The sequence below is a fragment of the Streptomyces sp. NPDC034103 genome (assembly GCF_055575395.1).
In genome coordinates this window covers 306,897-332,994 of record NZ_JBVISS010000007.1, presented here as the reverse complement: position 1 = coordinate 332,994, position 26,098 = coordinate 306,897, and the positions used below count along the sequence as shown (strand labels likewise).

Here is a 26,098-nt window from a genome sequence, read left to right as displayed (position 1 = left end):
GTGAATGTCGCGGATCGTGGCACGCCGGGATCACGGAGCGTTGATATCGGGTTGTGTCCTATGCGTGACCCGTCACGGCCTGGAGTCGGCGCGCCGCTCCGGTACCTTCTGTGGGATGCGAGTGGTTCCGAGCACGAGCCATGCCGGTGTTGCCTCTGGGGCGGCTCCGGATGCGGCGGTGCGCGTCGCTTCTCGCAGGGTCGGTGGGCCGTCGGCCGCCACCTGTTCGACTTCCCGCAGCGAGCGTCGCACAGTATGCCACCGGGGTACTCCTTCGCGCTGGAATATGCCCGAAGCGCTTGTTGGGGTGACTGTACGTCAACCATGCTGTCTCGTAAGGGACTCACGTTCTGTGACCCCGGCGTTGGCCGTTGTTCTGGCCATGCAAAAAATGGCTACGATCGTGGCCCTCGTGAGGCGCGAGGCTATGTGTCTGCCGGTTCGGATGGTGTGAGCGGTGCAGGTGCTTCAAGTGCAGCTGGAGATCCGGCCCGACCCCGCAGAGGTGGGGCGAGCCCGCAGGTGGGCCCGCTCGCGGCTCGCCGGGTCCGGTGTGGGGGCCGACGAGCCGCTCACCGAGACCGTGGTCCTGCTCGTGTCCGAACTGGTCACCAACGCCGTGGTGCACACCGGCCGGCCGGCCGTGCTGCTGCTGTCGCTGCCCGGTACGGCGACCGAACAGGCCACCGTCCGCCTGGAGGTGGCCGACGCCAGCGGCCGCGCCCCCGTGCCGCGCTGCGTCGACGGTGACGCCACGGGCGGGCGCGGGCTCGCCCTGATCGACGGCCTCGCCGACCGGTGGGGCTGGACCCTCGAAGGGGCCGGCAAGCGCATCTGGTGCGAACTCGACCGCTGCGCGGCCCGCGGACGCGAGGTCCCGGCGACCTTCGGGGGCGGCGCCCCGGCGTTCGAGGGGTACGAAGGCCTGGCGTACGAGGCCGTCTGAGCCGCCGCGCCACGGCGTGCGGTGCCGCAGACCGCCGTCGTCCGTGGGCCGCGCGGCCGGTGCACGGTCGCACGGCGCACCGGCCGATTCGGGCCGACCCAGGGACGGTGCGCCGGGACGTGCTTCCGTGCGCGCCCGTGACAAATGGTGTGTAAGCGATAAATCCCAGAACGGGTGTTGACGCCACGTGTCCGTTTACTCACGCTTGTGGGCAGCGATTCGCCGCGAGGGGACGACGAGGGCTTCGGTGACGGAAGCCCTCGGCGAGTGTGGGTCGTGATTCGGCGTCGGCTCCCATCGGGGCCAGGAGGAGTCGGGGCGGGTACGCCGGAGCCGGACGGCGGCACGCGGCGCCCTGCTCGGGGCGGGTGCCCGGGTGCCGCCGTCCGTCCTTGTCCGCGCCCGCCGGGTCACAGGACGGCGACCGGCGCCACCGGCGTCCCCGTCCCGCCGACGAACGGCTCGGGCATGGCCGACAGCAGGAACGTGTAGCGACCTTCTTCTCCACAGGCTGTGGACAACTCTTCGAGATTCCAGTTCTGACCCTGGAGCATCCCCATCTCCACGAGGTCCAGCGCGTGCACCGCCAGCCACAGGTCCTCGATCTCGGGCGGGAAGATCTCGAAGGTCAGCGTGTCGTTCGCGACCGCCGCGACATCGCGGGCGTGGAACCACTCCGGCGTACGGACCGACAGCCCCGGAGACGGATGGCCGTAGGCGTGCTTGTCGCCCGCCAGGTACACCTGCACCTGCCCGGTCCGTACGAGCACGATGTCGCCCGCGCGCACGCGGGTGCCCGCGAGTTCCTCGGCCGCCTCCAGGTCCTCCGGGGTGACGGCGTGCGCGCCGCCCAGCCGAGCGGTGCCGTGCGCGCGGGCGACATCCAGCAGGACCCCGCGCGAGACGATGTGCCGCGCCTTGTCGATCCCGCCGAACTCGGCGCCGCCGTGCGCGGTGATGGTGCCGGCCGGGCGGCCGTTGTAGAGCCTGCCCGAGTGCGAGACATGGGTGAGCGCGTCCCAGTGGGTGGCCGCCTGGAGCCCCATGGTCACGGCGTCGTCGCTGCACGCGACCGTGCCGGGGCCGAAGATCTCCTGGTTGATCTGCGTCATGGCGTGCAGCGGGTTGATCCGCCCCGGGATCATTCCGCTCTGCACGCCGTCCTCCTTCAGCGGCAGGGCGAGCGGGACGCGACGGCCCGTCCTGACCTCCGCCGCGGCCTGCCGCACCACTTCGTCGGTGATCAGGTTGAGGGTGCCGATCTCGTCATCGGCGCCCCAACGGCCCCAGTTGTTCACGCGCTTGGCGATGTCGTGAAACGCCGGATGCATCGCGGGCAGTGGCATCGGTGCTCCCCCGGGGCTTGTCTACGGGTATCTGACGGGTCATAAAATCTAACGGTCCGTCAGAAACCGCGGGAAGGGGCCGGGCGTGGGGAACTTCTTGGCAGGCAAGGTGATCGCCGTGACCGGGGCCGGGCGCGGGATCGGACGGGCGGTGGCGCTCTCGGCGGCGGCCGAGGGGGCGTTGGTCGTCGTCAACGACTACGGGGTGTCCGTGGACGGCGGATCGCCGACCAGCGAGGTCGCCGCCGAGGTCGTCAAGGAGATCGAGGCGGCCGGCGGCGAGGCCGTCGCGGTGGCCGACGACGTCTCGACCATGGCGGGCGGCCAACGGATCGTCGACACGGCGCTGTCGTCCTACGGGCGCCTCGACGGGGCCGTCTGCGTCGCCGGGATCCTGCGCGAGCGGATGCTGTTCAACATGACCGAGGAGGAGTGGGACCCGGTGGTCGCCACCCATCTGAAGGGCACGTTCACCGTGTTCCGGGCGGCCTCCGCGGTGATGCGGCGGCAGCGCGGCGGGACCCTGATCGGGTTCACCAGCGGAAACCACCAGGGGTCCGTCTCGCAGGCCAACTACAGCGCGGCCAAGGGCGGGATCATCTCGCTGGTGCGCAGCGCGGCGCTGGGCCTCAGCAAGTACGGGGTCACCGCGAACGCCGTCGCGCCGGTGGCCCGTACCCGGATGTCCGCCGGGGTCCCCATGGAGCTGGCGGAGATCGGGGAGCCGGAGGACGTGGCCGCGCTCGTCGTGTACCTGCTCTCGGAACGGGCCCGGGAGATCACCGGGCAGGTGTACACGGTCGCCGGGCCGAAGATCGCGGTGTGGGCCCAGCCGCGGGAGCTGCGCGCGGCGTACGCCTCCGGCGGGTGGACGCCGGAGACGATCGCGGAGTTCCTGCCGGGGACGGTGGGGGTGGATCCGATGCCGATGCTGTCGCGGGTGGCGGGGATGGAAAGGGCGGCGCGGGAAGGGGAGCGGCCCAACGCCTGAGAGCTCGGGTCCTGGTGTCCGCTCGCGGGTGCGAGTCGTCGGTGGCCGGTCCCGCCCACGCGGCGGTAGCCGCATGTCGATACAGCCCCGCGCCCCTTGGGTGCGTCACCTGTCCGGTGTTGAGAGGAGCCCTCTGTGGACTTCGGGTTTACCGCTGAGGACGAGGCCTTCCGTGCGGAGGCTCGGGCGTGGCTCGGCGCACATGCCTCGGCCGGGCTGGACCGTCGCGGTTGGGAGCGTGCCCTTGGGAAAGCCGGGTGGATCGGGCTGGGATGGTCCGAGGGCGGGTACGGGAACCGGACCGCCACGCTCACCCAACAGGTCGTCTGGGCCGAGGAGTACGCGCGGTCCGAGGCGCCGCCGCGGTCCGGGCACATCGGGGAGAACCTGCTGGCGCCCACGCTGCTCGCGCACGGCTCGGCCGAACAGAAGGCCCGGTTCCTGCCGGCCATTGCCGCCGGGGACGAGCTCTGGTGTCAGGGGTACAGCGAACCCGGTGCCGGGTCCGACCTGGCCGGGGTGCGCACGCGGGCCGAGCGGGACGCGGACGGGGCGTACCGGATCACCGGGCAGAAGATCTGGACCTCGCTCGCGCGCGAGGCCGGCTGGTGTTTCGTGCTGGCGCGCAGCGAGCCGGGTTCCGTCCGCCACCACGGCCTGACCTTCCTGCTGGTGCCCATGGACCAGCCGGGGCGGATCGAGGTGCGGCCGATCCGGCAGATGACCGGGACCAGCGAGTTCAACGAGGTGTTCTTCGACGGGGCCCACGCGCGCGCCGAGCATGTCGTCGGGGGCGTGGGCAACGGCTGGCGGGTCGCGATGAGCCTGCTCGGGTTCGAGCGGGGGGTGTCCACGCTCGCCCAGCAGATCGGGTTCGCCGAGGAGTTGGGGCGCGTCGTGGCGGCGGCCGTGGCGAGTGGGGCGGTCACGGATCCCGTCGTACGGGACCGGCTGGTCCGGCAGTGGGCCGAACTGCGGGTGATGCGATGGAACGCCCTGCGGACGCTCGGGGGTTCGGGCGACGCCGGCGCCTCCAGCGTCGCCAAACTCCTGTGGGGCGGGTGGCACCAGCGGCTCGGGGAGCTGGCGATGCAGGTGCGGGGCGTGCGGGCCGGCGCGGGCCCCGCCGACTGGTCGGCCGCCGCGCCCTACGAACTCGACGCGTTTCAGCACCTGTTCCTCTTCTCCCGGGCCGACACGATCTACGGCGGCTCGGACCAGGTCCAGCGCACGATCATCGCCGAGCGGGTGCTCGGGCTGCCGAAGGAACCCAAGGGGGTTGTGTGATGCGCGGCGTGGTGTTCGACGGGAAGCGGGTCGAGGTCGTCGACGACCTGGAGGTACGGGGACCGGGGCCGGGGGAGGTGCTGGTCGCCGTCGCGGCGGCGGGGCTGTGTCACAGCGATCTGTCGGTCGTCGACGGGACCATTCCCTTCCCCGTGCCGGTGGTGCTGGGGCACGAGGGGGCGGGGATCGTCGAGGCCGTGGGGGCGGGGGTCTCGCATGTCGCGGCGGGCGACCATGTGTCGCTGTCCACGCTGGCCAACTGCGGGACCTGCGCGGACTGCGACCGTGGGCGGCCCACCATGTGCCGCAAGGCCATCGGGCGGCCCGGACAACCGTTCTCGCTGGGTGGGCGGCCGGTGTTCCAGTTCGCCTCCAACTCCGCCTTCGCCGAACGGACCGTGGTCAAGGCCGTGCAGGTGGTGCGCATCCCCAAGGACATCCCGCTGCCGTCCGCCGCGCTCATCGGGTGCGGGGTGCTGACCGGGGTCGGGGCCGTGCTGAACCGGGCGAGGGTGGACCGCGGGGACAGTGTCGTCGTCATCGGGACCGGGGGGATCGGGCTCAACGTCCTCCAGGGGGCGCGGATCGCGGGGGCGTCGCGGATCGTCGCCGTCGACGCCAATCCGGCGAAGGAGGCGGTGGCGCGGCGGTTCGGGGCGACCGACTTCCTGACCTCCGCCGAGGGGGTGCGGGACCTGCTGCCCACGGGGGCGGACCACGTCTTCGAGTGCGTGGGGCGGGTCGAGCTCGTACGGCAGGCCGTCGACCTGCTGGACCGGCACGGGCAGGCGGTCCTGCTCGGGATGCCCGCGGCCGGGGCGGAGGCGTCCTTCGTGGTGGCGTCCCTGTTCTTGGACAAGTCGATCCTGGGCTGCCGCTACGGCTCCTCGCGGCCCCAGCGGGACATCGCGCTCTACGCCGAGCTGTACCGGGAAGGGCGGCTGCTGCTCGACGAGTTGGTCACGCAGACCTATCCGGTGGAGGAGTTCGAGCGGGCGGCGGCGGACGCGGAGGCGGGGAAGGTGGCCAGAGGCGTGCTGACCTTCTGAACGGAGGGCTCCCTGTCCGTGGTCACGGTGCGAGGGGCGGTTCCTCGTCCGGGTACGGATAGGTGTCGTGCTCGGCGTAGTGGATGACTGCCTCGCACGCCTCTTGAGGGGAGGGCGCGGCGCCGCCGCGGTGCGCCCGCCAGGTCTCCAGGACGTCGCGGATCAGGACGACTTCCAGGAGGTAGGTGCGGCCCTCCGCGTCGGGCCGGCTCGAACCGTCCAGGTTGGGGACCGCCGTCGCGTCGCTCCGCGCTGTCCAGGGCTCGGCGGCGAAGACGGTCAGGCCGTCGTCCGTCTCGGCCAGCTGGTTGATCAGTTCCTCCAGTGTCACGGGTGCTCCCGCCGGGCTCGTCTGCGGGCGCAGTGTCCCATGTGCCCTGCGCGCTGGGCGCGTTGCCCCCGGCGTTATGGACATGCCAGGGGTTTTCCACAGGCGTCGGGAAATTCCTGGGGTGCTGTCGGTGCCGCGTCGTAGTTTCGACTCATGACCTACCGAGACGTTGCTACCAAACCGGTGCTCATCTGGTCCTGCACCGCCGTCGCCGCCCGTATGCCGGTCGCCATGGCCCCGTTGGCGCTGGTCTTCCTGGTGCGTGAGCGCCCCGGCGGCTACACGCTGGGGGCGGCGCTCGCGACGGCGTATGTGATCGGCGAGATCATCGGGGCGCCGGTGCTCGGGATGCGGATGGACCCGGCGCGGGGCCGTCGGCATCTGGTGCTCGGGCTCGCGGGCGGGGCGGCCGGGTTCGCGGGGCTCGGGATGCTGGCCGGGGCGCATCCCGTGGTCCTGGGGGTCTTCGCGTTCCTGGCCGGGGCGGCTCCGGCCGCGGTCGCCGGAGGGCAGCGGGCGCTGCTGACCTCGCTGGTCCCGGAGCGGTCCGTGGCACAGGCGCTGTCCGCCGAGTCGATGCTGATGTCCGGGGTGTGGGCCGTCTCCCCGGTCGCGGTCGCCGGGCTCGCCCTCGGGGTCGCGCCGAGACTCCCGCTGCTGCTCGGGGCCGCGCTGATGGCGCTGTCGATCACGGGGCACTGGTGGCTGCCGGCCCGTTGGGACACGGGCGAGCGGGACGGGGAGTCCGGCCGCATCGGAGTGCTGCTGCGCGCCTGGCCGGTGTACGTCACGGGCGCGGCGAGCCTCACCCTGCTCGGCCTGGCGGAACTGACGTTGCCCGCCTTGCTGGAACAGCGCGGCATCGGCGTCGGCTGGTCCGGGCCCATGCTGGCGGGGCTGGCCGTCGGGGCGGGGCTCGGGGCGTTCGTGTACGGGCTGCGGTCGTGGCCGGGGCGGCTCCGGGGGCGCAGTGTGGTGCTGATGTGCGGGATGTCGGTCTTCGTGAGCCTCGCCGCGCTGATACCGGGGGCGGCCGGGATCGCCGTCGCCCTCGTCCTGGCGGGCATGCTCCAGTCGGGTGCGCTGATCACCCGCAACCTGTCCCTGCGGGAGGCGGTGCCGCCGAGCGCGCTGGCCGCGGGGTACTCCGTGATGTACGCGGCCGCGGGTGCGGGGTACGCGGCCACCGGGTCCCTCGTCGGCGGGCTGCTCCAGGTGGTGACCCCGTCCACGGCGATCCTGGCGGGCGTGGCCCTGACTCTGCTGCTGACGGCGCTCGGGTGGTGGGGAGAGGCACGACGGGAGGACGCGGGGCCGACCGCCGATACGGTGAACTCGGGGGCTGTGGGGGACCGGGCGGGCCGCTCTTGACGTTGCCGTGGGTTCGGGGGGCGTGGGGCCGGGGTGGCCGTTTCTGACGGTGCCGTGGGCTCGGGTGCCGTCCGGGGCTAGCCGTTGACCCCGCTCCCCGTGCGGAACGTGCGCCGGTAGCTGGTCGGGGTGACGCCGAGCGCTGCCTGGAGGTGCTGGCGCATCGACTGGGCCGTGCCGAAACCGGCGTCCCGGGCGACCTGGTCGACGGAGAGGGCGGTGGTCTCCAGCAGGTGGCGGGCGTGCTCCACACGCTGCTGGGTCAGCCACTGGCCGGGGCTGATGCCGACCTCCTCGCGGAAGCGGCGGGTGAAGGTCCGCACCGACATCGACTCCTGCTCGGCCATGTCCCGCAGCTGGATCGGCTCGTGCAGCCGGCCCAGCGCCCACGCGCGGGCCGTGGTGGTGCCGGACACCTGGGGCTCGGGCAGCGGGCGCCGGATGTACTGGGCCTGGCCGCCCTCGCGGTGCGGCGGTACGACCGTGCGCCGGGCCACCGCGTTGGCGACGGCGGTGCCGTGGTCGCGGCGCACCATGTGCAGGCACAGGTCGATGCCGGCGGCGACGCCCGCGGAGGTGAGGACGTCACCGTCGTCCACGTACAGGACGTTCGGGTCGACCCTGATCCGCGGGAAGAGCCGCTGGAGGCGCTCGGCGTCCGCCCAGTGCGTGGTGGCGGGGCGGCCGTCGAGGTAGCCCGCGGCGGCGAGGACGTAGACGCCGGTGCAGATGGAGGCGAGCCGGGTGCCGGGGCGGATGTGGGCGAGCGCGGCGGCCAGCTCGGGGGTGAGGACGCCCTCCTCGTAGACCGGGCCGAACTCGTAGGACGCCGGGACGATCACGGTGTCGGCGGTGGCCAGGGCCTCCGGGCCGTTGGCGACCATGATGTCGAAGTCGGAGTCCGTGCGGACCGGGCCCGGCGGCCGGATCGAGCAGGTCACGACCTCGTAGAGGCCCCGGTGCGCGGCGTCCTTGGGGCGGTCGAAGATCCGGTGCGGGATGCCCAGCTCGAAGGGGAGCAGGCCGTCCATGGCGAGGACGACCACGCGGTGCGGGCGGAACTCCGGCTCACGGCTCATGGCCCGATCCTAACGAATGCTGTCCTTCGGGCCACTCGATCGGGACAGCGGCGGATCGGAAGCTCTATGGCGTGACCCAGACAACCGAACCCGTCGCCGTCCAGGCGCCCCGCACGGGAAAGAAGCCGAGCCGCATCCACCGCGCCTGGTTCGTGGCCGCCGTCGCCTTCGTGACGATCATCGGGGCGGCCGCCTTCCGCTCCCTGCCCGGCCTGCTCTTCGACCCGCTGCACCAGGAGTACGGCTGGTCGCGCGGCACGATCGGCGCGGCCGTCTCGATCAACCTCGCGCTGTACGGGCTCACCGCCCCCTTCGCGGCCGCGCTGATGGACCGCTACGGCATCCGCCGGGTCGTCGCCGTGGCGCTCACCGTGATCGCGGCCGGCTCGGGGCTGACGGTGTGGATGACGGCGGCCTGGCAGCTGCTGCTGTGCTGGGGGCTGCTGGTGGGCCTGGGCTCCGGGTCGATGGCGCTGGCGTTCGCGGCGACGGTCACCAACCGCTGGTTCAGCACGCGGCGCGGCCTGGTCACCGGCATCCTGACCGCCGCCTCCGCCTCCGGCCAGCTGATCTTCCTGCCGGTGCTGTCCTGGATGGTGGAGCGGCACGACTGGCGCCCGGCGGCCGTCACAGTGTCCCTCGCCGCCCTGGCGGTCGTCCCCTTCGTCTGGCTGCTGCTGCGCGACCACCCCGCCGACGTCGGCCTGAAACCGTACGGCGCGACGGAGTTCGTGCCCAAGCCGGAGCCCGTGCCGGGCGCCGCCCGCCGCGCGGTCACCGTGCTCTTCAAGGCCGCCCGCACCGGCCCGTTCTGGCTGCTCGCCGGCACCTTCGCGATCTGCGGCGCCTCCACCAACGGCCTGATCCAGACCCACTTCGTGCCCGCCGCCCACGACCACGGCATGCCCATCACCGCGGCCGCCTCCCTGCTCGCGGTCATCGGGGTGTTCGACGTGGTCGGCACGATCGCCTCGGGCTGGTTCACCGACCGCTTCGACGCGCGCCGACTGCTCGCGGTCTACTACGCCCTGCGCGGGATCTCGCTGCTGTTCCTGCCCATGCTGCTCGGGCCGAGCGTCCACCCGCCGATGATCTTCTTCATCGTCTTCTACGGCCTGGACTGGGTCGCCACCGTCCCGCCCACCGTCGCGCTCTGCCGCGAGCAGTACGGCGACGACAGCGCGATCGTCTTCGGCTGGGTCCTCGCCTCGCACCAGGTCGGGGCGGCGCTCGTGGCCTTCCTCGGCGGCGTGGCACGGGACGCCTTCGGCGCGTACGACATGGTCTGGTACACCTCCGGGGCGCTGTGCGCGGCGGCGGCGCTGATGGCGCTGGTGATCCGGCGGCGGCCGGTCACGGAGATCCCGGCCCTGGTTTAGGCCCTGTCAGTGCCGCGGCACTAGGCGAACCGGCCCCTGTGGAACAGCAGCGGCGCCCGCTCCTCCTCGCTCGCTCCCAGGGCCGCCACCCGCCCCACCACGATCAGGTGGTCGCCGCCGGTGTGCACCGCGTGGATCGCGCAGTCGATCCACGCGAGCGTGTCCGCGAGGCGCGGTGCCCCCGAGAAGGGTGCCGCGTCATAGGGCACGCCCGCGAACTTGTCCGCCCCGCTCACCGCGAAGCCACGGCACAGCTCGCCCTGGTGGGCGGCGAGGACGTTGACGCAGAAGACCCCGGCGCGCGCGATACGGGGCCAGGTCGTCGACGTGCGGCCGACCATGAAGGCGACCAGCGGCGGGTCGAGGGAGAGGGAGGAGAAGGACTGGCAGGCGAAACCGGCGGGGCCGGCCCCGGGGCCCTCGGCGTCGGTCGCGGGTGCCGTCACCACCGCCACACCGGTCGCGAAGCTCCCCAGCACCCGCCGGAACTCGCCCTGCCCGACCGGTGCCCGCTCGCCCTCGCGGACGCAGCGCAGCTCGGGGCGGGGCAGCGCCTCCACGGGCGCGGGCGCCCCGGCCGACCGCAGGTAGCGGACGGCGGCCTCTGCCATGCCTGCTTGTCCCATCACCTCACCATTGAAGCTGACGGCCCGTCAGATGGGAAGGGGTACGGGGACGCGGGCGCCGGGAGCGGAACGGCCGATTGCGTCCTCAGCGCCCCCCGAACCGTGGACCGCGGCGCTCCACGAAGCTCGCCACGCCCTCCCGGGCGTCCTCGGTCGTCATGTTGATCTCCTGTGCGGCCGCCTCCGCGGCGAAGGCGGTGGCGCGGTCGGTGTCGAGGGAGGCGTTGACGAGCTGTTTGGTGAGCGCGAGGGCGCGGGTCGGGCCGGTGGCGAGACGGGCCGCCCACTCACGCGAGGTCTTGTCCAACTCCGCGTCCGGCACGACCCGGTTGACCAGCCCGAGCCGCTCGGCGTCGGCGGCGGTGAGCGCGTCGCCGAAGAACATCAGCTCCTTGGCGCGCTGCGGGCCGACCAGCCGGGGCAGGAGATACGCGCCGCCGCCGTCGGGGACCAGCCCGCGGCGGACGAACACCTCGATGAAACGGGCCGACTCCGCCGCGAGGACCAGGTCGCAGGCGAACGCCAGATGCGCGCCGATGCCCGCCGCCGTCCCGTTCACCGCGGCGATCACCGGCTTCTCGCAGTCGAGGACGGCCGCGATGAGCCGCTGCGCGCCGAGACGGATCGTGCGGGCCACGTCACCGGGCACCCGCTCGGCCGTCGCGGACGTCCCGCGCAGGTCCGCGCCCGCACAGAAGCCCCGGCCGGTGCCGGTGAGGACGACGGCCCGTACGTCCGGGTCGGCGGAGGCGTCGCCCAGCAGCCCGATGACGTGGTCCCGGTGCGCCGGGGCGAGGGCGTTGAGGGCCTCGGGCCGGTCGAGCGTGATGCGGCAGACGTGGTCGCGGGTCTCCTGGCGCACCCCGACCGGCGCCATCAGCGGCACACCGCCAGCGCGTCCAGCGCCACGGCACCCTGGCCGCGGTCCAGCACCATCAGCGGGTTGATGTCCAACTCGGCCAGTTCGCCGCCGAGTTCCAGCGCCATGCGCTGCACCCGCAGGACGACCTCGACGAGCGCGTCCAGATCCGCCGGCGGGCGCCCCCGGACCCCGTCCAGCAGGGCCCGCCCGCGCAGCTCCCCGCACATGTCCCGGGCCTGCTCCTCCCCGAACGGCGGCACGCGTACGGCGGTGTCGCGCAGGACCTCCACGAGCACCCCGCCGAGGCCCACCGTCACGGTCGGTCCGAAGAGGTCGTCGTGGGTGACGCCGACGACCATCTCGACGCCCCGCTCGACCATCTGGCAGACCAGCACACCGTCCAGCGAGACCCCTTCGTAGCGGGCGATGTCGGTCAACTCCCGGTAGGCGTCGCGGACCTGGCTGGCGGAGGTGAGGCCGATCTTCACCAGGCCCAGCTCGGTCTTGTGGGCGATCTGCGCCCCGGACGCCTTCATCACCACCGGGTAGCCCACCAGTCCCGCGGCGCGGACGGCCGCCGCGGCGCTGGTCACCAGCTGCTCGCGCGGCACCCGGATGCCGTAGGCCCGCAGCAGCTGCTTGGCCGCGTGCTCGCTCAGCTGCCGGCCCGGTCGCAGCAGGGCCTGCGCCTTGCGGAAGGAGGGGGAGACGGTGCGCGGGGCCTCGTCGAACGGGGAGCGGTAGCCGGTGACGAAGCGGTGGTGGTCGAGATAGGCGCGGACCGCGGTGACGCAGTTCGCGACCGTGCGGAAGGTGGCGACCCGGGAGGAGCCGAGGAGGACCTCGCGGTACGCCGGTTCGGTGCCGACCGGGGAGCCCCAGACCACGCACACCAGCTTGTCGGTCCGCTCGGCCGCGTCCACCAGGTCCCGCACGAGCTTGTCGCTGAGGGGCGGGAAGGGGCCGGTGACCGGGCAGATCAGCACGCCGACCGACGGGTCGTCGAGGATCGCGTCGATGATCTTCCGGCCGCGCCAGTCGCCGACCGGGTGGCCGCCGTTGTCGACGGGGTTGGCGACGTTCAGGTACCGCGGTATCCACTGGTGGAGTTCGGCCTGCTTGGCCGGGGAGAGCGGGGGCAGCTTCAGGCCCGCCGCCGTCGCCAGGTCGGCGACGTGGGCGCCGGTGCCGCCCGAGATCGAGTAGACGACGACCCCGTCGGCCCGCGGCGGGCGGGCGCGCGCCAACAGGGCGGCGGTGTCCTGGAGTTCGTCGAGACCGTCGACGCGGATCACGCCGTACTGCCGCATCGCCGCGTCCACCACGGCGTCCGCGCCGGTCAGCTTGCCGGTGTGGGAGGCGGCCGTGCGGGCGCCGGTCTCGGTGCGGCCCACCTTGACCGCGACCACCGGCACCTTGCGGCGGGCGGCCCGGTCGGCGGCGAGCAGGAAGGAACGGCCGTCCTTGATCCCCTCCATGTAACAGGCGATGGCGCCCACCTCGGGCCGCTCGGCGAACCAGGAGAGGAAGTCGGCGGTCTCCAGGTCGGCCTCGTTGCCGGTCGGCGCCCAGTGGGTCAGGCGGATGCCGAGCTCCTGGAGGGCGAAGACCGGGCGGCCCTGGTGCCCGGACTGGGTGATCAGGGCGATGCCGGGCCCGTCGAGGTCGTCGCGGAACCGCTCGAAGGCGTTGAGGTTGGTGTTGGGGCCGAGCAGCCGCATCCCGGAGCGCCGCACGGTCGCGGCCAGCCGGTCCTGCGCGGCGGCGCCCGCCTCGCCGGTCTCCGCGAACCCGGAGGCGAAGACGACCGCGAACCTCACCTTCGCCTCGGCCAGTTCCTCGATCACGGGGAGCGGGTCGGCCACGAGCAGTACGGCGAGGTCGACCTGTTCGGGCAGGTCGGCCACGGAGGCCACGCAGGGGACGCCGAAGACGGTCGGCCGGGTCGGGTGCACCGGGTGCAGTCGGGCGCCGACCCGTTCGGACCAGGCGATCAACTGCCGGGTGACGCCGGTGTTGGGGCGGCCCTCGCCGTCGGAGGCGCCGATCACGGCGACCGACTCCGGCCGGAAGAACCGCTCCAGATCGGGGACGTCGCAGTACAGCGGGCGGCCGCTGACGTCGAGGTCGTCGACGTCGGCCGGCCTGCCGTGGACGGCGGGCCCGGGTTGCTCGCCGCACGCGAGGACCCGGGCCCGGCGGGAGTCGGTGGTGAGGGTGCCGTGGGTTGATCCAAGCATCGGTCCGCCCGCTCCTGTGTGACAGCGATTAACTGACGCAGTGTCAGATTAAATGAACTGACGCTGTGTCAGGAATGGTTGTGCACGCAAAGTTGGGCATGGACCGCCCCCGCGCCGCCCGGCAGAGCCGCCTGGACGCCGCTCAGAGCGCCGCCAGGACCTCCTTCGCCACCCGCTCGCCCGACCGCACCGCACCGTCCATGAACCCCATCCAGTGGACGGAGGTCTCCGTGCCCGCCCAGTGGATGCCGCCGACAGGGGTGCGCAGGGCCGGACCGTACTGGGTCAGGACGCCGGGGGCGGCGATGGAGACGGGGCCGCCGCGGGTGTAGGCCTCGTTGTTCCAGCGTTGCAGGACGAACGAGGTGGGGGAGGCCGCTTTCGCGCCGAAGTACGTCGTGTAGTCCTTCAGGACGGCCGCCTTGACCTCCGCCTCGCTCGCCGCGTCGAACTTGCGGGCCTCGTCGGCCTCGATGAAGCCCATCAGGGCCCCGTAGGAGGCGTCCGGCGGGGAGTTGTCGAAGGTGGAGCTGATCACGCCGGTGTCGCTGACGACCTGGCCGTTGAGGCCGTCGGCACGCCAGAACGGGGTGTCGTAGATCGCGATGGCCTTGCCGACCGACGCCATCGGCAGCCGCTGGGTGAGCTGGTCCCGGGCGGCCGGGAGCAAGGGGTCGTAGGTGATGCGCGCGGCGATCGGCGGGGGCACGGCGACGACGACCCGCTTGGCGGTGACGGTGGTGCCGTCGGCCGTCACGACGTACGTGCCGCTGGACCTGGCGATGGTGCGCACCGGGGCGTTCAGCACCACCCGGTCGCCGAGGGTGGCGGCGAGCTTGATCGGCACCAGCTGGGAGCCGCCGACGAAGCGCAGCTCCTGGGCGCCGTTCGCGGTCTCGGTGAGGCGCTCCAGGGTGCCGACGTTGGTCTCGTTGCCGGCGGCGGCGATGTAGAAGAGCACGAACAGGAAGGACAGTTCGCGGGGTTCGGCCGAGAAGATCGACGTGCAGGCCACGTCGAAGAGGAACTTGGCCGAGGGGACCACCGCGTTGGCGCGCAGCCAGGTCTCGAAGGTCTGCCGGTCCCATTCGGCGGCCTTCGGCGCGGTCCAGGGCGCGTCGACCGGTATCTGCTTGGCCAGGTCGTCCAACGTGGCCTGCACGATCGCGGCGTTGGCGAGACCGGCCGCGTCGATGGGCGGGACCGAGCCGAGGAGGCCGTCGGTGGCGTACGGGGTCCTCTTGCCGTCCTTGTACAGGAGGTTCTTGCCGGTGTTGTAGGTGGCGAAGGTCGCGACGCCCAGGGAGTCGGCGAGGGCCTTGATGCGGTCCTGGGTGGGGCCGATGAACTCGCCGCCGCCCTCGGTGACCCCGCCGCCCGCCAGGGGCAGGTTCACGACCCGGCCGCCGACGCGGTCACGGGCCTCCAGGACGACCACCGACTTGCCGGCCGCCACCAGGTCGCGGGCCGCGGTGAGTCCGGCGAGCCCGGCGCCGACGATCACCACGTCGGCCTCCCGGGTGGCCGCGGCGGCGGGTGAGGCCGCGGTGCCGGTGAGTGTCACGGCACCGGCCGCGGCGGCACCGCCGAGCAGGGAGCGGCGGGAGAGCTGTCTATCGCGTGCCACGTGCATCCTCCGTCAAGAGCGAGAGGTGGGAGTGGAGCCAGAACATGAACAGTGCTCACATTCTGGCCCCATGCGGTGGCGGCGTACAGCTCTCTCGCCACTTCTGACCCAGGAGTAACGAAAGCCGCACGTGAGGGAGTTGACGGAGGGGGCGCCGCGTCAGACGGGGAGCCTGGAGACCTGCCGGGCCCCGTCCTTGGCGATCGTCCTCGCGATCCGCTCGGCGTCCTTCGCCACTTCCCTGAGGGTCCCGCTGATGGGGGTGACGAACCCGGTGAAGAAGAGGCCCGGCGCGTTCTGCGGGGCGCGCGGCCCGTTGACCACCGGCAGCCCCCGCTCGTCCAGGACGTCGAGGTGGCCGAGGAGGTCCTCCAGGGCGCGGCTGTACCCGGTGGCCGCGATCACCGCGTCCGGGGTGACACGGGTGCCGTCGGCGAGGAGCACCTCGGCGTCCTCGAAGCCGTCGACGGCGGCCACGACCTCCACCTTGCCGGAGCGCACGGCGTTGATGAGGCCGACGTCCTGGACGGGGATGGCGCCCTCGCGGACCCGGGTGTAGAGGCCGGTGTCGGGACGGGGCAGGCCGTGCGCGGAGAGGTCCGGCACGCTGAGCCTCGCCATCGGCCGGGCGAGCCGGTCGACGAGGCCGACGGGCAGCCGGCGTACCAGCACCCCCGTGTACTGGGCGGCCCAGCCCGCCGTGGAGCGCCGCACGATGTGCGGGGCGGTGCGCACCGCGAGCCGTACCCGCGAGGCACCGCCCTCCACCAGGTCCACGGCGATCTCCGCGCCGGTGTTGCCGGCGCCGACGACCAGGACGTCCCGGCTGGCGTAGGGGCCGGGCCGGCGGTAGTCGGCGGCGTGGACGAGGTCGCCGGTGTAGGACTTCAGGCCCGGCCAGTCGGGGATCAGCGGGGTGTGGTTGTAGCCGGTGGCGACGACCACCGCGGCGCCGGTCAGTTCGCGGCCGCCGGTGGCGTGCAGCAGCCACCCGGTGCCGTCGGGGGAGCGTTCGACGCGGGAGACCTCCACGCCGGTGACGGTCTCCAGCTCGTGGTGCTCGGCGTACTTCTCCAGGTAGCGCACCACGTCCTCGCGGGCGACCCAGCGGCCGAACCGGCGGGGCATCGCGAGCCCCGGCAGGGCCGAGAGGCGGCGGGTGGTGTGCAGGCGGAGGCGGTCGTAGTGGCGCCGCCAGGACGCCCCGACCCGGTCGGACCTCTCCAGCACCACGGCACGGATGCCCCGGGCGCGCAGCGCGTGGGCGGCGGCGAGACCGGCCGGACCGCCGCCGATGACGTACACGGGGCGGGCCGCGGAGGGCGCTGGCAAGTCGGCGAAGTCGGACATGTTCGCGAGCGTAATCAGACAAACCGTTGATGGGTCTCGGTCAAGACCGGAATTGGTTGCGGATCGATCACGCCCGTAGGAGGAGTGGGTGCGAATCGTGGCGTAGGGCGCCTGACTGTGACGGCGGGGTGGGGATGCCCTGAGCCGCGGGGGCGCACGGTCTTCCCTGTCCGGCCGGATCTGACGTACCGTCAGATCCATGGACTCCATCTGGCTCACCGGGGCGCAGTGGCTCGCCCTGCTGCGGATCGGGCTCGGGCTGTGGTGGCTGGAGAGCTGGCGGCACAAGGACAAGAAGGGCTGGTTCGAACGGGGCACCGGCATCGCCTGGGCGGCCGACGTCGCCGCCAGGCACCGCTGGAACGCGGTGCGGTCGGGCTTCGAGGTGATGGTCGCGCCCCGGCCGCGGACGATGGCGTACGTCGTCGTCTACGCCGAACTGGCCCTCGGTCTCGGCCTGGTGGCCGGGCTGCTGACCCCGGTCGCGCTGGTCGGCGGACTGCTCCTGAACCTCCTGTACTTCACGCTGATGATCCACGACTGGGCCGAGCAGGGGCAGAACGCGATGATGGCGCTGATCTCCGTGGTCGCCCTGTTCGCGATGTCCTGGCAGAGCTGGTCCCTGGACGCGGCGCTGGGATGGTTCTGATGGAGGCGCGCCACGACCTCCCCGAGGCGGACGCCTTCACGCGCGCCTACTGGGACGCCGCCGAAGAGGGCCGGCTGCTGGTGCGCCGCTGCGGGGCGTGCGGGCGGGCCCACCACTACCCGCGCGAGTTCTGCCCGCACTGCTGGAGCGAGGACGTGCGCTGGGAGCGGGCGAGCGGCGCGGCGGAGCTGTACACCTGGTCCGTCGTCCACCGCAACGACCTGCCGCCCTTCGGGGAGCGCACCCCGTACGTCGCCGCGGTCGTCCAACTCGCCGAAGGGCCGCGGATGATGACGGAGGTGGTGGACTGCGCACCCGGGTCCCTGCGGGCCGGCCTGGCCCTGGAGGTCGGTTTCCGGCAAGGCATCCCCGTGTTCCGGCCGAAAGGGACCGCGGTGTTCCGGCCGAGGGGGTGATCGGCGGGCCCCTTCCGTATTCAATGGCCCGATGTCCCATACACGCGAACGGTCCCCGAGCCACCCCGCTCCCGAACTGCTCGGCCACGGGCTGCGGCTGCGGCACTGGGACCCCGACTCCGACGCCGACGCGGCGGCCTGGCTGCGCGGCCGCTCCGACCCCGAGTTCCGGCGCTGGAACACCCCCCTGAAGACGGTCACCGACCTCGATGGCGCCCGCGCCTCGCTGCGCGCCGGCGCGCAGAGCGTGGCGGAGGGCGCCAGCGCCGCGTTCCGGATCACGGACGCGGCCAGCGGTACGACGCTGGGGCACATCGGTGTCAACGAGATCGACCACGTCGTCCGGGTCGCCCGCATCGGCTACTGGGTCCTGCCCGAGGCCCGCGGCCACCGCGTCGCCGCCCGCGCCCTCACCCTCGTAGCCCGCTGGGCCTTCGCCGACCTGGGCCTGCACCGCCTCGAACTCGGCCACGCCCTCGGTCACCACGCCTCCTGCCGCATAGCCGAGCGCTGCGGCTTCCCCTACGAGGGCACGCTGCGCGGGGCGATGTTCGAGGCGGGCCGGCAGGACGCGTTCCGGGATGTGCACCTGCACGCCCGGCTGGCCACCGACCCGGAGGCGGGGGCGCGATGAGGTGGACCCTGGTCGAGGATCTCGACGCGTTCCTCGACACTGCCGGAACCTTCCTGCACTCCCGGCCGGTCCCGCACACCGTCCCGCTGACCGTGACCGAGACCCTGCGCACGCGGGGGAGACGGGTGTACGGCACGGACGAACCGGTCTTCGGGGTGCTGGAGGAGGCCGGCGCCGTCCGCGGGGCCTGGTTCCGCACACCGCCCCACCGGCTGACCCTCACCCCGCTCACCGCGGCGCAGGCGCGGGCCCTGGCCGAGCACCTGGCCGCCCTGGGGCACGCGCTGCCGGGAGTGGCCGCGGAACGCGACACGGCCCGCGCCTTCGCCGAGGCCTGGCAGCGGCACACCGGCGCCAGGGCCGGCCTGCGCCGACGTCAACGGCTCTACCGGCTCGGCGAGTTGACACCCCCCTCGCCCCCGCCGCAGGGGCACGCCCGGTTCGCGGGAGCGTCCGACCGTGAGCTGCTCATCCGCTGGTACGAGGCGTTCGTCGCCGACCTCGGCAACGCGCCCGCCCGGGACGCCGAGGCCTGGGCCGACGCCCGCATCGAGCGCGGCGGGACCGTGCTCTGGCAGACCCCGGACGGGGAGCCCGTGTCCCTGGCCGGCACCCTGCCCATGGTCGCCGGGCAGGTGCGGGTGGCCCCCGTCTACACCCCGGCGGCGCTGCGCGGCCGGGGGTACGCGGGCGCCGCGACGGTGGCGGTGAGCCGGGCCGCGCGGGAGGCCGGGGCCGAGGAGGTGCTGCTCTTCGCGGACCTGGCCAACCCCACGAGCAACGGGCTCTACCAGCGGGTCGGGTACCGGGGGGTGGCGGACTTCGAGGAGTACGACTTCCTGGGGTGAGGGGCCGCCCCGGGCCACCCCGGGTCCCGGGCCCCCGCTGCGGGCGCCGGGCCTCAGGGCCAGAGAAGGACGCGGCTCCATGCCTCCGGCACGGACCCCGCCCCCGACCCCGGTGCCGTACGGCGATAGGCGAGCCGCACATGCCGTCGCCGGGCGTCTCCCTGGAAGAACTCCACCTCGTCCGGGGCCAGCCGGTAGAGGGTCCAGGTCGGGACGGGGGAGTCCGGGCTGCGCCGGGCCTCGCTCCAGGCGGCCTCGGACACCTCGGCCAGCTCCGCCAGGGACCCCAGGACCTCGCTCTGCCGCCCGGTCAGGGCCGCGGCCAGGGCGCCCGTGGAGCGGGCGTGCAGATCGGCCTGTCCCTCCTCCGAGGGGGCGGCGGTGACCGGGCCGCGGAGGCGGACCTGGCGGCCGAGAGCGGGCCAGTAGAAGCCGAGGGCCGCGTACGGGCGGGCGGTCAGCTGCCTGCCCTTGCGGCTGGTGACGTGGGTGGCGAAGGACCAGCCGGTCGCGTCGGCACCGTGCAGCATCACCGTACGGACGTCGGCGAGGCCCTCGTCGTCCGAGGTGGCCAGGGACATCGTGTGCGGCTCGGGCTGGCCCGCCGCCACCGCCTGCGCGAACCACTGCGTGAACAGCTCGAGCGGTTCGGCGGGGGCCGCGGCGGGGTCGAAGGGGGGCAGGTCGGTGGTCTCCGGCGCCCACACCCGCAGTGATCTCAGAAGCTCGTGAAGATCGGTTCCCATGCCCCGATTCTCGCGCGGGCCGGGCCCTGCCCGCGCCGGGTGGTCACACCGAGCTGATGTCGGCCGTCACCCAGCGCTCCGGGCGCATGCGGATGATCACCTGCTCGCCGTGGTTCTTCCAGGCGTAGTCGACAAACCCCTCCACCTTCTCCGGCGGCAGGTAGCGCGCGGAGATCTCCCGCAGGAGCTCCACGGTGGCCGGACTCGTGTCGAGGACCGGGCCCTCCACCGACACGTACCTCAGGGTCGGCTCGACCGTGTCCACCAGCAGGGAGAAGCGGCCCGCCGCGTCGATCAGCCGCTGCTTGCGGGAGTCGAGGCCGGTGATGATCCAGATGTCGCCGCCGGGCTCGTACTGGTACCAGATGGGCACGGAGAGCGGGGCGCGGCCCTCCTCGCCGGTCACCGACAGGGCGGCGACATGGGGCTGTGCCAGGAACTGCTCGCGCTCCGACCGGGTCAGGGCCATCACGGTTCTCCTCGCTCTGGGACAGGCTGCCGTAAGCACAACGCCCGTTCGGGGCAGCCCTGTTCCCCGGTATGTCGATCCCGTTCGCAGGGACTGGGACGACGGCGCGGTCCCGCGGGTCCGGGCCGACGGGTGGGCGGCGCCCGCCGCGGCTCACCCCCGCCCCAGCACCACCGTTCCCGACGAGCAGAACCACCCCCCGGTGCCCGAAGCCACCGCCAGCGCCGGCAGGTCGCCGTTCCGGCGTCGCACCTGCCGGGCCCCCGCCTCGCCCCGCAGCTGCCGTACCGCCTCCACCAGCAGGAACAGGCCCCGCATGCCCGGGTGTTGGGCGGACAGGCCGCCGCCGTCGGTGTTGACCGGGAGATCCCCGCCCTCGACCCGCAGCCGCCCCTTCTCCACGAAGGAACCCCCTTCACCCTTGCCGCAGAAGCCCAGGTCCTCCAGGGTCACCAGGGTCATATAGGTGAAGGCGTCATAGATCTCGGCGAAGTCGATCTCCGCCGGCCGGACGCCCGCCCGTTCGAAGGCGAGGCGGCCGCTCACCGCCGCCGGAGACACCGTGAAGTCCGGCCATTCGGACATCGTGGCGTGGGACACGGACTCGCCCGTGCCGAGGACCCGGACGGGGGCGGTGCGGCAGTCCCGCGCGTACTCCTCCGCCGCCAGCAGGACCGCCGCCCCGCCGTCGGAGCGCAGACAGCAGTGCAGCTTGGTGAAGGGGTCCGCGATCATCGGGCCGGACAGCACCTCGTCGACGGTGATCGGGGTGCGGGACATCGCCTCGGGGTTCAGGGCCGCGTTCGCCCGTGCCTGGACCGCCACCTGCGCCAACTGCTCGATCGTCGTCCCGTGTTCGATCATGTGGCGGCGGGCCGCCATGGCGTACTTGGCGATCAGGGTGTGGCCGTAGGGGACCTCGAACTGCAACGGCCCGCGGGAGCCGAAGGACAGGGTGCCCGTGCGCCGGCCCGCCTTGACGTCGGCCCGGGCGGTCGAGCCGTAGACCAGCAGCACCACGTCGGCATGGCCCAGCGCGATCGCGTCCGCCGCGTGGGCCGCCATGACCTCCCAGGTCGAGCCGCCCACGGAGGTGGAGTCGACCCAACTCGGCCGCAGCCCCAGGTACTCGGCGACCTCGATGGGCGCCAGCGTGCCCAGGCCGGCCGAGGCGAAGCCGTCCACCAGCGACCGGTCGAGCCCCGCGTCCGCCAGGGCCCGGCGCGCGGCCTGCGCGTGCAGGGCGTACGGCGTCACGTCGTCCAGCCGACCGCAGTCGGAGAGGGCCACCCCGACCACGGCGACCTTGCGGGTTCCGGCAGTCATGAATGGTCCCTCCCTCTGTCTGTGCATCTGGACCCACCGCTCCTAATATGACGGACCGTCAGATCCGGAGGGAAGGGGTCGCCATGGACGCCGGCTTCACCGCCGAGCAGGACGAGATCCGCCGCGCCCTGCGCGAACTGCTGCACAAGCGGTGCGGGGCACAGGAGCTGCGGGCCGCCGTCGACAGCCCCGCCGGGTACGACACCGGGCTGTGGACCGCCCTCGCCGAACAGCTCGGCCTGCCCGGCCTCGCCCTCCCCGAGGCGTACGGCGGGGTCGGCTGCTCGGTCACCGAGCTCGCCCTCGCGGCGGAGGAGACCGGACGGACCCTCGCCCCCTCGCCCCTGCTCGCCACCGCCGTCCTCGCCGCCCCGCTGATCCTCGCCCTCGGCACCGGGACCCAGCGCGGCGCACTGCTCCCCCGGATCGCCGCGGGCTCGCTCACCGCCACCCTCGCCGCACCCACGACCGGCCTCGCCCTGGTCGCCGGCAACGACGGGGACTGGGCGGGCGGCGGCCGCGCGGGCGGCGTGCAGGCCCGCCGCGCGGGGGACCGCTGGGGGCTGTACGGCGAGATCGAGCACGTCCTGGACGGACACTCGGCCGGAACGCTCCTCGTCGCCGCGCACACCGGCGGGTTCGCCCGCTCCCGGACCCTGCTCTTCCTCGTCCCCGGCGACGCCGACGGGCTGGTGCGCGCGCGGCAGACCGCCCTCGACGCCACCCGCCCCCTCGCCCGGCTCCAACTCAGGGATGTGGACGCCCAGTTGCTGGGCGAGGAGGGCGCGGACGTGCTCGGCGCGCTCGCCCGGGTCGGGGACCGCGCCGCCGCCGTCCTCGCCTGCGAGGCCGTCGGGGCCGCCGACCGGGTGCTGGAGCGGACCGTGGAGTACGTGTGCCGACGGGAGCAGTTCGGGCGGCCCATCGGCTCCTTCCAGGCGGTCAAGCACCGGCTGGCCGACGTGTACGTCGCGCTCCAGGCGGCACGTTCGGCCGCCTATTACGCGGCCTGGGCCACGGCGAACGGGGAACGCGTCGGCGTTCTCGCCCTCGCCCAGGGGCTTGAGGCACTGCGTGGCGCCGCCGACGAGGGGATCCAGCTGCACGGGGGCATCGGCTTCACCTGGGAGCATGACGTCCAGCTGTACTTCAAGCGGGCCGCGGGCGACGAGCTGCTGTTCGGGCCGGTGCACCGGCTGCGGGCGCACGCGGCCGACGCCTCGGGGCTCTTCGGACCGGGACGGCCGGAGGTGGCGGTGTGATCGGGCAACGCGCGGTGCAACGGATCTCGTCGACGCGGGGGTTCGCCAAGGTGGCCCCCCACGTGATCCCGGCACTGGACCGGGCCGTCCACCGGCTCACCCGCGGGAGGGTCATCCTCAGCGCGCAGATGCTGCCGGGCGTGATCCTGACCTCCACCGGCGCCCGGAGCGGGCTCGTCCGGCGCACGCCGCTGGCCTGCATGCCCGAGGAGGACGGCCGGAGCTGGATCCTCATCGGCTCCAACTTCGGCCGCACGGACCACCCCGCCTGGACCCACAACCTCCTCGCCCACCCGGACGCCGAGATCAGCTGGAAGGGGAGGGGCATCCCGGTCCGCGCCCGGCTCCTCGAGGGAGCGGAGCGTGCGGCCGTGTGGGACCGGCTGCTGGTGTTCTGGCCGCCGTACGCCACCTATCAGGAGCGGGTGGCGCGGGAGATCCGGGTCTTCAGGATCGTTGCCCGGTCATAGCGTCGCCAGCCGCTGTACGAGGAGGAAGGCGCCGATCCCGAGCATCGCCGCCCCCGAGGTCCGGGTGACCGCGCGGGCCGCCGCCGGGCGGGCTCCCAGGACCGCCCGGGCCGTGCGGCCGACCGTCAGATAGACGACGGCGCAGGCCGCCATGTGCAGCAGGCCGAGGGCGGTGGTCTGGGCGGCGACCGGGAGGCGCGCGCCCGTCGTGGTGAGGAACTGCGGCATGACGGACAGGTAGAGCAGCAGGCCCTTGGGGTTGAGGCCGCTGATCGTCGCGCCGCGCAGGAAGACGCGCCCGCCGCCCGCCCGGACCGTCTCGCCGGCCCCCGGGACCCCCGGTCGGCGCAGCACGCTCCAGCCCAGCCACACCAGATAGGCGGCCCCGGCCACCGTCAGCGCGGTGAGCAGCGCGGGGGAGCCCGCGACCAGGACGGCGAGGCCCGCCGCCGCCAGGGCGGTGTGCAGGGCGTACCCGCTGACCAGGCCGCCCACGGCCGCCGCCACCTGCCCGCCGCGCAGGCCCGCGGAGATCGCGTACGCCCAGTCGGCGCCGGGGACGCAGACCAGCAGCAGGTCGACGGCGAGGAAGGAGAACAACAGCCCGAGGTCCATGCTGGGGACATTAGGCGTGAATAGCCCGAAAGTGTTCCTGAACTTTGCTCATGATCGCGAGGTGCGTGAAAGGATTTCCCCCATGGACGACGTGGACCGGAAAATCCTTGCCGAGCTTCAGCAGGACGGGCGACTGACCGTGACCGAGCTGGCGGCCCGGGTGCGGCTCAGCGTCTCGCCCTGCCATCGGCGGCTGCGGGAGCTGGAGCGGGCAGGCGCCATCAGCGGCTACCGGGCGGTCGTGCAGCCCTCGGCCGTCGGGCTGAACTTCGAGGCGCTCGTCTTCGTGACCATGCGGCAGGAGGACCGGGACACCGTCGCCGGGTTCGAGCGGGCGGTGGCGGAGGTGGAGGGGGTGCAGGAGGCGCAGCGGCTGTTCGGGGAGCCGGACTATCTGCTGCGGGTGGTCGCGGCGGACCTCGCGGCCTACCAACGGCTGTACGACGAACGGCTGGCCACGCTGCCGGGGGTGCAGCGGCTGACGTCCACGCTGGTGATGAAGCACGTGGTCAAGGGCCGGCCGCTGCCGGCATAGCGGCAGGCGGCGGCTCACCCGTGTGAACCACCGCCCGCCAGACAGGACTTGGTGCCTGAAAAAGGACTTTCGGCTACTTGGTCGGCTTCTTCCCGGTCACGCCCAGATGGACCAACAGCGCCAGGTTGGGCTTGAGTTCGGCCTGCTTGACACCCCAGCTCTGGAACCCCTTCTGGTGCGAGGCGACGGCCGCGAGCATCGCGACCAGCGAACCGGCGACCGCCGCCGGGTTCACGTCCTTGTCGACCCTGCCCTTGGACTGCAACTCGGCCACCGCGTCGGCCAGGGAGTTGTTCACGGAGTTCAGGATCTTCATACGGATCTTGTAGAACCGTTTGTCGCCCTCGGCGGCGCCGAGGTCGACGACCCTGAGGATCGCGTCGTTCCTGCGCCAGAACTCCAGGAACCCGTCCACGAGTTCCTGCGCGGTGCTCCAGCCGGCCTTGCCGACCCAGGACCGCCCTTCGAGCAGCTCGGTCAACTGGCCGCCTTCGGTGGCCATTTGCTCGGCGATCTCCAGGACGGCGCCCTCGACGTCCGGGAAGTACTGGTAGAAGGTGGCGGGCGAAGTGCCCGCCTTCCGGGCGACATCGATGACTTTGACGTCCCGGTAAGGGGAGGAGCTGAGCATCTCGCTGAGGCAGTCGAGCAGCTTCTGCCGGGTCGCCTGCCCACGCCGGCCGGCCACGCGGCCGTCGACGGTACGCACTTGTCCTGTCATGCCGTCAGCTTACCGAGGGGTGATGGGAGCGCGATTCGGCCGACTGCAAATGGGGTGCGCGGGCTCTTCGGGGCTGGTGCGCTGGTCTGCGGGGTGCGCGCGGCGCCGTTAGTTTGGCGGTATGGCCGAAAACAGGGCATCCACGTACGGAGAGGGCGTCCCGTGCTGGGTGGACGCGCAGCTTCCCGACGTCGAGGCGGGCAAGCGGTTCTACGGTGAGCTCTTCGGGTGGACCTTCGAGGAGCAGCGGTACGGCGGGGCCGTGTGGGCCCTGCGGGAGGGCGAGCCGGTCGCCGCGCTCGCGCACAAGACGGACGGGCGGATGCCCACCGTCTGGACGGTGTACTTCGCGACCCCCGACATCGAGGGCCTCGCCGACCGCGTCTGGGCGGCCGGCGGGCAGGTCGTCACCGCTCCCGTGCCGGTCGGCGACCTCGGGACCAGCGCCCTGGTCACCGACCCGGAGGGCGCAGTCTTCGGGCTGTGGGAGCCGGACTCCCACACCGGTTTCGGGGTACGGCACGAGCCGGGCGCGTTCGTCTGGGCCGAGCTGTACGCACGGGACACCGAGGCGGCCAACACCTTCTACGGCGGGCTCTTCCACGACGCCCTGTTCGGACCCGAGGCGAGGCCCGATTTCGGCCGGGCCCCCGTGCTGGACGTCTTTCCGGCCGAGATGCCGCCCCACTTCCTCGTCCACTTCGGCGTCCAGGACTGTGCGGAGGCCCTCGCCGCGGTGAGCCGGCTCGGTGGGCGGGTCCAGGCTCCACCCTTCGAGACGTCGTACGGGAAAGCGGCCGTCGTCACCGACAATCAGGGGGCGTCCTTCGCGCTGCTGGAGCGTGCCGCCGGGAAGTCCGACCGCTGAAACCTACTGTTTTGGCGTGAGACATCCCGATGTGCACCCTGGTTCGCAACCTGCG

Annotated in this window: 27 protein-coding genes; 14 read left to right on the top strand and 13 right to left on the bottom strand. The window is 73.0% G+C overall.

The window, feature by feature from the left end:
• Positions 1-472: 472 nt before the first annotated feature.
• Complete coding sequence (locus tag ACZ56U_RS17850) at positions 473-946, top strand: ATP-binding protein (protein WP_469085063.1); 474 nt, start codon at positions 473-475, stop codon at positions 944-946.
• Positions 947-1,356: 410 nt separating this feature from the next.
• On the opposite strand, the gene ACZ56U_RS17845 is transcribed toward ACZ56U_RS17850, so the two are convergent.
• Positions 1,357-2,292 carry a cyclase family protein gene (locus ACZ56U_RS17845; RefSeq protein WP_469084930.1) on the bottom strand — a complete coding sequence of 312 codons (936 nt, stop codon included), beginning with the start codon at positions 2,290-2,292 and terminating at the stop codon, positions 1,357-1,359.
• A gap of 85 nt (positions 2,293-2,377) precedes the next feature.
• Between ACZ56U_RS17845 and ACZ56U_RS17840 the strand changes: the two genes are divergently transcribed.
• From ACZ56U_RS17840 to ACZ56U_RS17830, 3 genes are all read left to right on the top strand, one after another.
• The gene (locus tag ACZ56U_RS17840; RefSeq protein WP_469084929.1) at positions 2,378-3,283 is read left to right on the top strand and encodes an SDR family oxidoreductase; all 906 of its coding nucleotides are present in this window, start codon (positions 2,378-2,380) and stop codon (positions 3,281-3,283) included.
• Between the two features lie 135 nt (positions 3,284-3,418).
• Positions 3,419-4,570 carry an acyl-CoA dehydrogenase family protein gene (locus ACZ56U_RS17835; RefSeq protein WP_469084928.1) on the top strand — a complete coding sequence of 384 codons (1,152 nt, stop codon included), beginning with the start codon at positions 3,419-3,421 and terminating at the stop codon, positions 4,568-4,570.
• Positions 4,570-5,619, top strand: a complete 1,050-nt coding sequence (locus ACZ56U_RS17830) for a Zn-dependent alcohol dehydrogenase (protein ID WP_469084927.1) — start codon at positions 4,570-4,572, stop codon at positions 5,617-5,619. Before ACZ56U_RS17835 ends, ACZ56U_RS17830 begins: the two co-directional genes overlap by 1 nt.
• A gap of 22 nt (positions 5,620-5,641) precedes the next feature.
• Here the strand turns inward: ACZ56U_RS17830 and ACZ56U_RS17825 are convergent, their stop codons facing one another.
• Positions 5,642-5,950 carry a hypothetical protein gene (locus tag ACZ56U_RS17825; RefSeq protein WP_469084926.1) on the bottom strand — a complete coding sequence of 103 codons (309 nt, stop codon included), beginning with the start codon at positions 5,948-5,950 and terminating at the stop codon, positions 5,642-5,644.
• Positions 5,951-6,103: 153 nt separating this feature from the next.
• On the opposite strand from ACZ56U_RS17825, the gene ACZ56U_RS17820 reads away from it, so the two are divergent.
• Positions 6,104-7,321: an MFS transporter gene (locus tag ACZ56U_RS17820; RefSeq protein ID WP_469084925.1), complete on the top strand. Its 1,218-nt coding sequence runs from the start codon at positions 6,104-6,106 to the stop codon at positions 7,319-7,321.
• Between the two features lie 77 nt (positions 7,322-7,398).
• On the opposite strand, the gene ACZ56U_RS17815 is transcribed toward ACZ56U_RS17820, so the two are convergent.
• On the bottom strand, positions 7,399-8,400 hold the full coding sequence (locus ACZ56U_RS17815) for a GlxA family transcriptional regulator (protein WP_469084924.1): 1,002 nt from the start codon (positions 8,398-8,400) through the stop codon (positions 7,399-7,401).
• A gap of 71 nt (positions 8,401-8,471) precedes the next feature.
• Between ACZ56U_RS17815 and ACZ56U_RS17810 the strand changes: the two genes are divergently transcribed.
• Positions 8,472-9,779, top strand: coding sequence for an MFS transporter (locus ACZ56U_RS17810; RefSeq protein ID WP_469084923.1), 1,308 nt, complete (start codon positions 8,472-8,474; stop codon positions 9,777-9,779).
• Between the two features lie 20 nt (positions 9,780-9,799).
• On the opposite strand, the gene ACZ56U_RS17805 is transcribed toward ACZ56U_RS17810, so the two are convergent.
• The 5 genes from ACZ56U_RS17805 to ACZ56U_RS17785 all read right to left on the bottom strand — a co-directional run bounded on the left by ACZ56U_RS17805 (position 9,800) and on the right by ACZ56U_RS17785 (position 16,484).
• On the bottom strand, positions 9,800-10,390 hold the full coding sequence (locus ACZ56U_RS17805; protein ID WP_469084922.1) for a flavin reductase family protein: 591 nt from the start codon (positions 10,388-10,390) through the stop codon (positions 9,800-9,802).
• A gap of 100 nt (positions 10,391-10,490) precedes the next feature.
• Positions 10,491-11,282 carry an enoyl-CoA hydratase/isomerase family protein gene (locus ACZ56U_RS17800; protein ID WP_469084921.1) on the bottom strand — a complete coding sequence of 264 codons (792 nt, stop codon included), beginning with the start codon at positions 11,280-11,282 and terminating at the stop codon, positions 10,491-10,493.
• Positions 11,282-13,507: an acetate--CoA ligase family protein gene (locus ACZ56U_RS17795; RefSeq protein ID WP_469084920.1), complete on the bottom strand. Its 2,226-nt coding sequence runs from the start codon at positions 13,505-13,507 to the stop codon at positions 11,282-11,284. Before ACZ56U_RS17795 ends, ACZ56U_RS17800 begins: the two co-directional genes overlap by 1 nt.
• A gap of 142 nt (positions 13,508-13,649) precedes the next feature.
• The gene (locus ACZ56U_RS17790) at positions 13,650-15,140 is read right to left on the bottom strand and encodes a flavin monoamine oxidase family protein (RefSeq protein ID WP_469084919.1); all 1,491 of its coding nucleotides are present in this window, start codon (positions 15,138-15,140) and stop codon (positions 13,650-13,652) included.
• Between the two features lie 153 nt (positions 15,141-15,293).
• Positions 15,294-16,484, bottom strand: a complete 1,191-nt coding sequence (locus tag ACZ56U_RS17785) for a flavin-containing monooxygenase (RefSeq protein WP_469084918.1) — start codon at positions 16,482-16,484, stop codon at positions 15,294-15,296.
• 199 nt (positions 16,485-16,683) lie between these two features.
• On the opposite strand from ACZ56U_RS17785, the gene ACZ56U_RS17780 reads away from it, so the two are divergent.
• Genes ACZ56U_RS17780 through ACZ56U_RS17765 form a run of 4 tightly spaced genes read left to right on the top strand, consistent with a single transcriptional unit; the run spans position 16,684 to position 19,031 of the window.
• Positions 16,684-17,133, top strand: coding sequence for a DoxX family protein (locus tag ACZ56U_RS17780; RefSeq protein WP_469084917.1), 450 nt, complete (start codon positions 16,684-16,686; stop codon positions 17,131-17,133).
• Positions 17,133-17,549 (top strand): Zn-ribbon domain-containing OB-fold protein, encoded by a 417-nt coding sequence (locus tag ACZ56U_RS17775; RefSeq protein ID WP_469084916.1) that lies wholly within the window; start codon positions 17,133-17,135, stop codon positions 17,547-17,549. The genes ACZ56U_RS17780 and ACZ56U_RS17775 overlap by 1 nt, the downstream gene beginning before the upstream one ends.
• A 31-nt stretch (positions 17,550-17,580) precedes the next feature.
• Positions 17,581-18,183 carry a GNAT family N-acetyltransferase gene (locus tag ACZ56U_RS17770; RefSeq protein ID WP_469084915.1) on the top strand — a complete coding sequence of 201 codons (603 nt, stop codon included), beginning with the start codon at positions 17,581-17,583 and terminating at the stop codon, positions 18,181-18,183.
• A complete protein-coding gene (locus ACZ56U_RS17765) occupies positions 18,180-19,031 on the top strand; it encodes a GNAT family N-acetyltransferase (protein WP_469084914.1) in 852 nt (283 codons plus the stop codon). The genes ACZ56U_RS17770 and ACZ56U_RS17765 overlap by 4 nt, the downstream gene beginning before the upstream one ends.
• 53 nt (positions 19,032-19,084) lie before the next feature.
• On the opposite strand, the gene ACZ56U_RS17760 is transcribed toward ACZ56U_RS17765, so the two are convergent.
• The 3 genes from ACZ56U_RS17760 to ACZ56U_RS17750 all read right to left on the bottom strand — a co-directional run bounded on the left by ACZ56U_RS17760 (position 19,085) and on the right by ACZ56U_RS17750 (position 21,572).
• Positions 19,085-19,777 (bottom strand): pyridoxine/pyridoxamine 5'-phosphate oxidase, encoded by a 693-nt coding sequence (locus ACZ56U_RS17760; RefSeq protein ID WP_469084913.1) that lies wholly within the window; start codon positions 19,775-19,777, stop codon positions 19,085-19,087.
• A gap of 43 nt (positions 19,778-19,820) precedes the next feature.
• Positions 19,821-20,246: a pyridoxamine 5'-phosphate oxidase family protein gene (locus tag ACZ56U_RS17755; RefSeq protein ID WP_469084912.1), complete on the bottom strand. Its 426-nt coding sequence runs from the start codon at positions 20,244-20,246 to the stop codon at positions 19,821-19,823.
• 153 nt (positions 20,247-20,399) lie between these two features.
• The gene (locus tag ACZ56U_RS17750) at positions 20,400-21,572 is read right to left on the bottom strand and encodes a thiolase C-terminal domain-containing protein (RefSeq protein WP_469084911.1); all 1,173 of its coding nucleotides are present in this window, start codon (positions 21,570-21,572) and stop codon (positions 20,400-20,402) included.
• An 83-nt stretch (positions 21,573-21,655) separates the two neighbouring features.
• On the opposite strand from ACZ56U_RS17750, the gene ACZ56U_RS17745 reads away from it, so the two are divergent.
• Positions 21,656-22,834 (top strand): acyl-CoA dehydrogenase family protein, encoded by a 1,179-nt coding sequence (locus ACZ56U_RS17745; protein WP_469084910.1) that lies wholly within the window; start codon positions 21,656-21,658, stop codon positions 22,832-22,834.
• Positions 22,831-23,304 carry a nitroreductase/quinone reductase family protein gene (locus ACZ56U_RS17740; protein WP_469084909.1) on the top strand — a complete coding sequence of 158 codons (474 nt, stop codon included), beginning with the start codon at positions 22,831-22,833 and terminating at the stop codon, positions 23,302-23,304. The genes ACZ56U_RS17745 and ACZ56U_RS17740 overlap by 4 nt, the downstream gene beginning before the upstream one ends.
• Here ACZ56U_RS17740 and ACZ56U_RS17735 read toward each other — a convergent pair.
• A complete protein-coding gene (locus ACZ56U_RS17735; protein ID WP_469084908.1) occupies positions 23,299-23,919 on the bottom strand; it encodes a LysE family translocator in 621 nt (206 codons plus the stop codon). The genes ACZ56U_RS17740 and ACZ56U_RS17735 overlap by 6 nt on opposite strands.
• A gap of 82 nt (positions 23,920-24,001) precedes the next feature.
• Between ACZ56U_RS17735 and ACZ56U_RS17730 the strand changes: the two genes are divergently transcribed.
• Complete coding sequence (locus ACZ56U_RS17730; protein ID WP_469084907.1) at positions 24,002-24,454, top strand: Lrp/AsnC family transcriptional regulator; 453 nt, start codon at positions 24,002-24,004, stop codon at positions 24,452-24,454.
• Positions 24,455-24,527: 73 nt separating this feature from the next.
• Here ACZ56U_RS17730 and ACZ56U_RS17725 read toward each other — a convergent pair whose 3' ends face one another.
• Positions 24,528-25,175 (bottom strand): TetR family transcriptional regulator, encoded by a 648-nt coding sequence (locus ACZ56U_RS17725; protein ID WP_469084906.1) that lies wholly within the window; start codon positions 25,173-25,175, stop codon positions 24,528-24,530.
• A gap of 121 nt (positions 25,176-25,296) precedes the next feature.
• Here ACZ56U_RS17725 and kbpA point away from each other — a divergent pair, with 121 nt between their 5' ends.
• Positions 25,297-26,043, top strand: a complete 747-nt coding sequence (gene kbpA, locus ACZ56U_RS17720) for an AfsK-binding protein KbpA (protein WP_469084905.1) — start codon at positions 25,297-25,299, stop codon at positions 26,041-26,043.
• Positions 26,044-26,098: the final 55 nt, after the last annotated feature.

What these genes read in the sequence shown, in the direction of transcription:
- ACZ56U_RS17790 (WP_469084919.1), bottom strand. Translation starts at nt 15,140, where the DNA reads ATGCACGTGGCACGCGATAGACAGCTCTCCCGCCGCTCCCTGCTCGGC.
- ACZ56U_RS17725 (WP_469084906.1), bottom strand. Translation starts at nt 25,175, where the DNA reads ATGACAGGACAAGTGCGTACCGTCGACGGCCGCGTGGCCGGCCGGCGT.
- ACZ56U_RS17770 (WP_469084915.1), top strand. Translation starts at nt 17,581, where the DNA reads ATGTCCCATACACGCGAACGGTCCCCGAGCCACCCCGCTCCCGAACTG.
- ACZ56U_RS17800 (WP_469084921.1), bottom strand. Translation starts at nt 11,282, where the DNA reads ATGGCGCCGGTCGGGGTGCGCCAGGAGACCCGCGACCACGTCTGCCGC.
- kbpA (WP_469084905.1), top strand. Translation starts at nt 25,297, where the DNA reads ATGGCCGAAAACAGGGCATCCACGTACGGAGAGGGCGTCCCGTGCTGG.
- ACZ56U_RS17805 (WP_469084922.1), bottom strand. Translation starts at nt 10,390, where the DNA reads ATGGCAGAGGCCGCCGTCCGCTACCTGCGGTCGGCCGGGGCGCCCGCG.
- ACZ56U_RS17795 (WP_469084920.1), bottom strand. Translation starts at nt 13,507, where the DNA reads ATGCTTGGATCAACCCACGGCACCCTCACCACCGACTCCCGCCGGGCC.
- ACZ56U_RS17735 (WP_469084908.1), bottom strand. Translation starts at nt 23,919, where the DNA reads ATGGACCTCGGGCTGTTGTTCTCCTTCCTCGCCGTCGACCTGCTGCTG.
- ACZ56U_RS17745 (WP_469084910.1), top strand. Translation starts at nt 21,656, where the DNA reads ATGGACGCCGGCTTCACCGCCGAGCAGGACGAGATCCGCCGCGCCCTG.
- ACZ56U_RS17765 (WP_469084914.1), top strand. Translation starts at nt 18,180, where the DNA reads ATGAGGTGGACCCTGGTCGAGGATCTCGACGCGTTCCTCGACACTGCC.
- ACZ56U_RS17815 (WP_469084924.1), bottom strand. Translation starts at nt 8,400, where the DNA reads ATGAGCCGTGAGCCGGAGTTCCGCCCGCACCGCGTGGTCGTCCTCGCC.
- ACZ56U_RS17830 (WP_469084927.1), top strand. Translation starts at nt 4,570, where the DNA reads ATGCGCGGCGTGGTGTTCGACGGGAAGCGGGTCGAGGTCGTCGACGAC.
- ACZ56U_RS17845 (WP_469084930.1), bottom strand. Translation starts at nt 2,292, where the DNA reads ATGCCACTGCCCGCGATGCATCCGGCGTTTCACGACATCGCCAAGCGC.
- ACZ56U_RS17730 (WP_469084907.1), top strand. Translation starts at nt 24,002, where the DNA reads ATGGACGACGTGGACCGGAAAATCCTTGCCGAGCTTCAGCAGGACGGG.
- ACZ56U_RS17775 (WP_469084916.1), top strand. Translation starts at nt 17,133, where the DNA reads ATGGAGGCGCGCCACGACCTCCCCGAGGCGGACGCCTTCACGCGCGCC.
- ACZ56U_RS17785 (WP_469084918.1), bottom strand. Translation starts at nt 16,484, where the DNA reads ATGTCCGACTTCGCCGACTTGCCAGCGCCCTCCGCGGCCCGCCCCGTG.
- ACZ56U_RS17780 (WP_469084917.1), top strand. Translation starts at nt 16,684, where the DNA reads ATGGACTCCATCTGGCTCACCGGGGCGCAGTGGCTCGCCCTGCTGCGG.
- ACZ56U_RS17820 (WP_469084925.1), top strand. Translation starts at nt 6,104, where the DNA reads ATGACCTACCGAGACGTTGCTACCAAACCGGTGCTCATCTGGTCCTGC.
- ACZ56U_RS17760 (WP_469084913.1), bottom strand. Translation starts at nt 19,777, where the DNA reads ATGGGAACCGATCTTCACGAGCTTCTGAGATCACTGCGGGTGTGGGCG.
- ACZ56U_RS17750 (WP_469084911.1), bottom strand. Translation starts at nt 21,572, where the DNA reads ATGACTGCCGGAACCCGCAAGGTCGCCGTGGTCGGGGTGGCCCTCTCC.
- ACZ56U_RS17755 (WP_469084912.1), bottom strand. Translation starts at nt 20,246, where the DNA reads ATGGCCCTGACCCGGTCGGAGCGCGAGCAGTTCCTGGCACAGCCCCAT.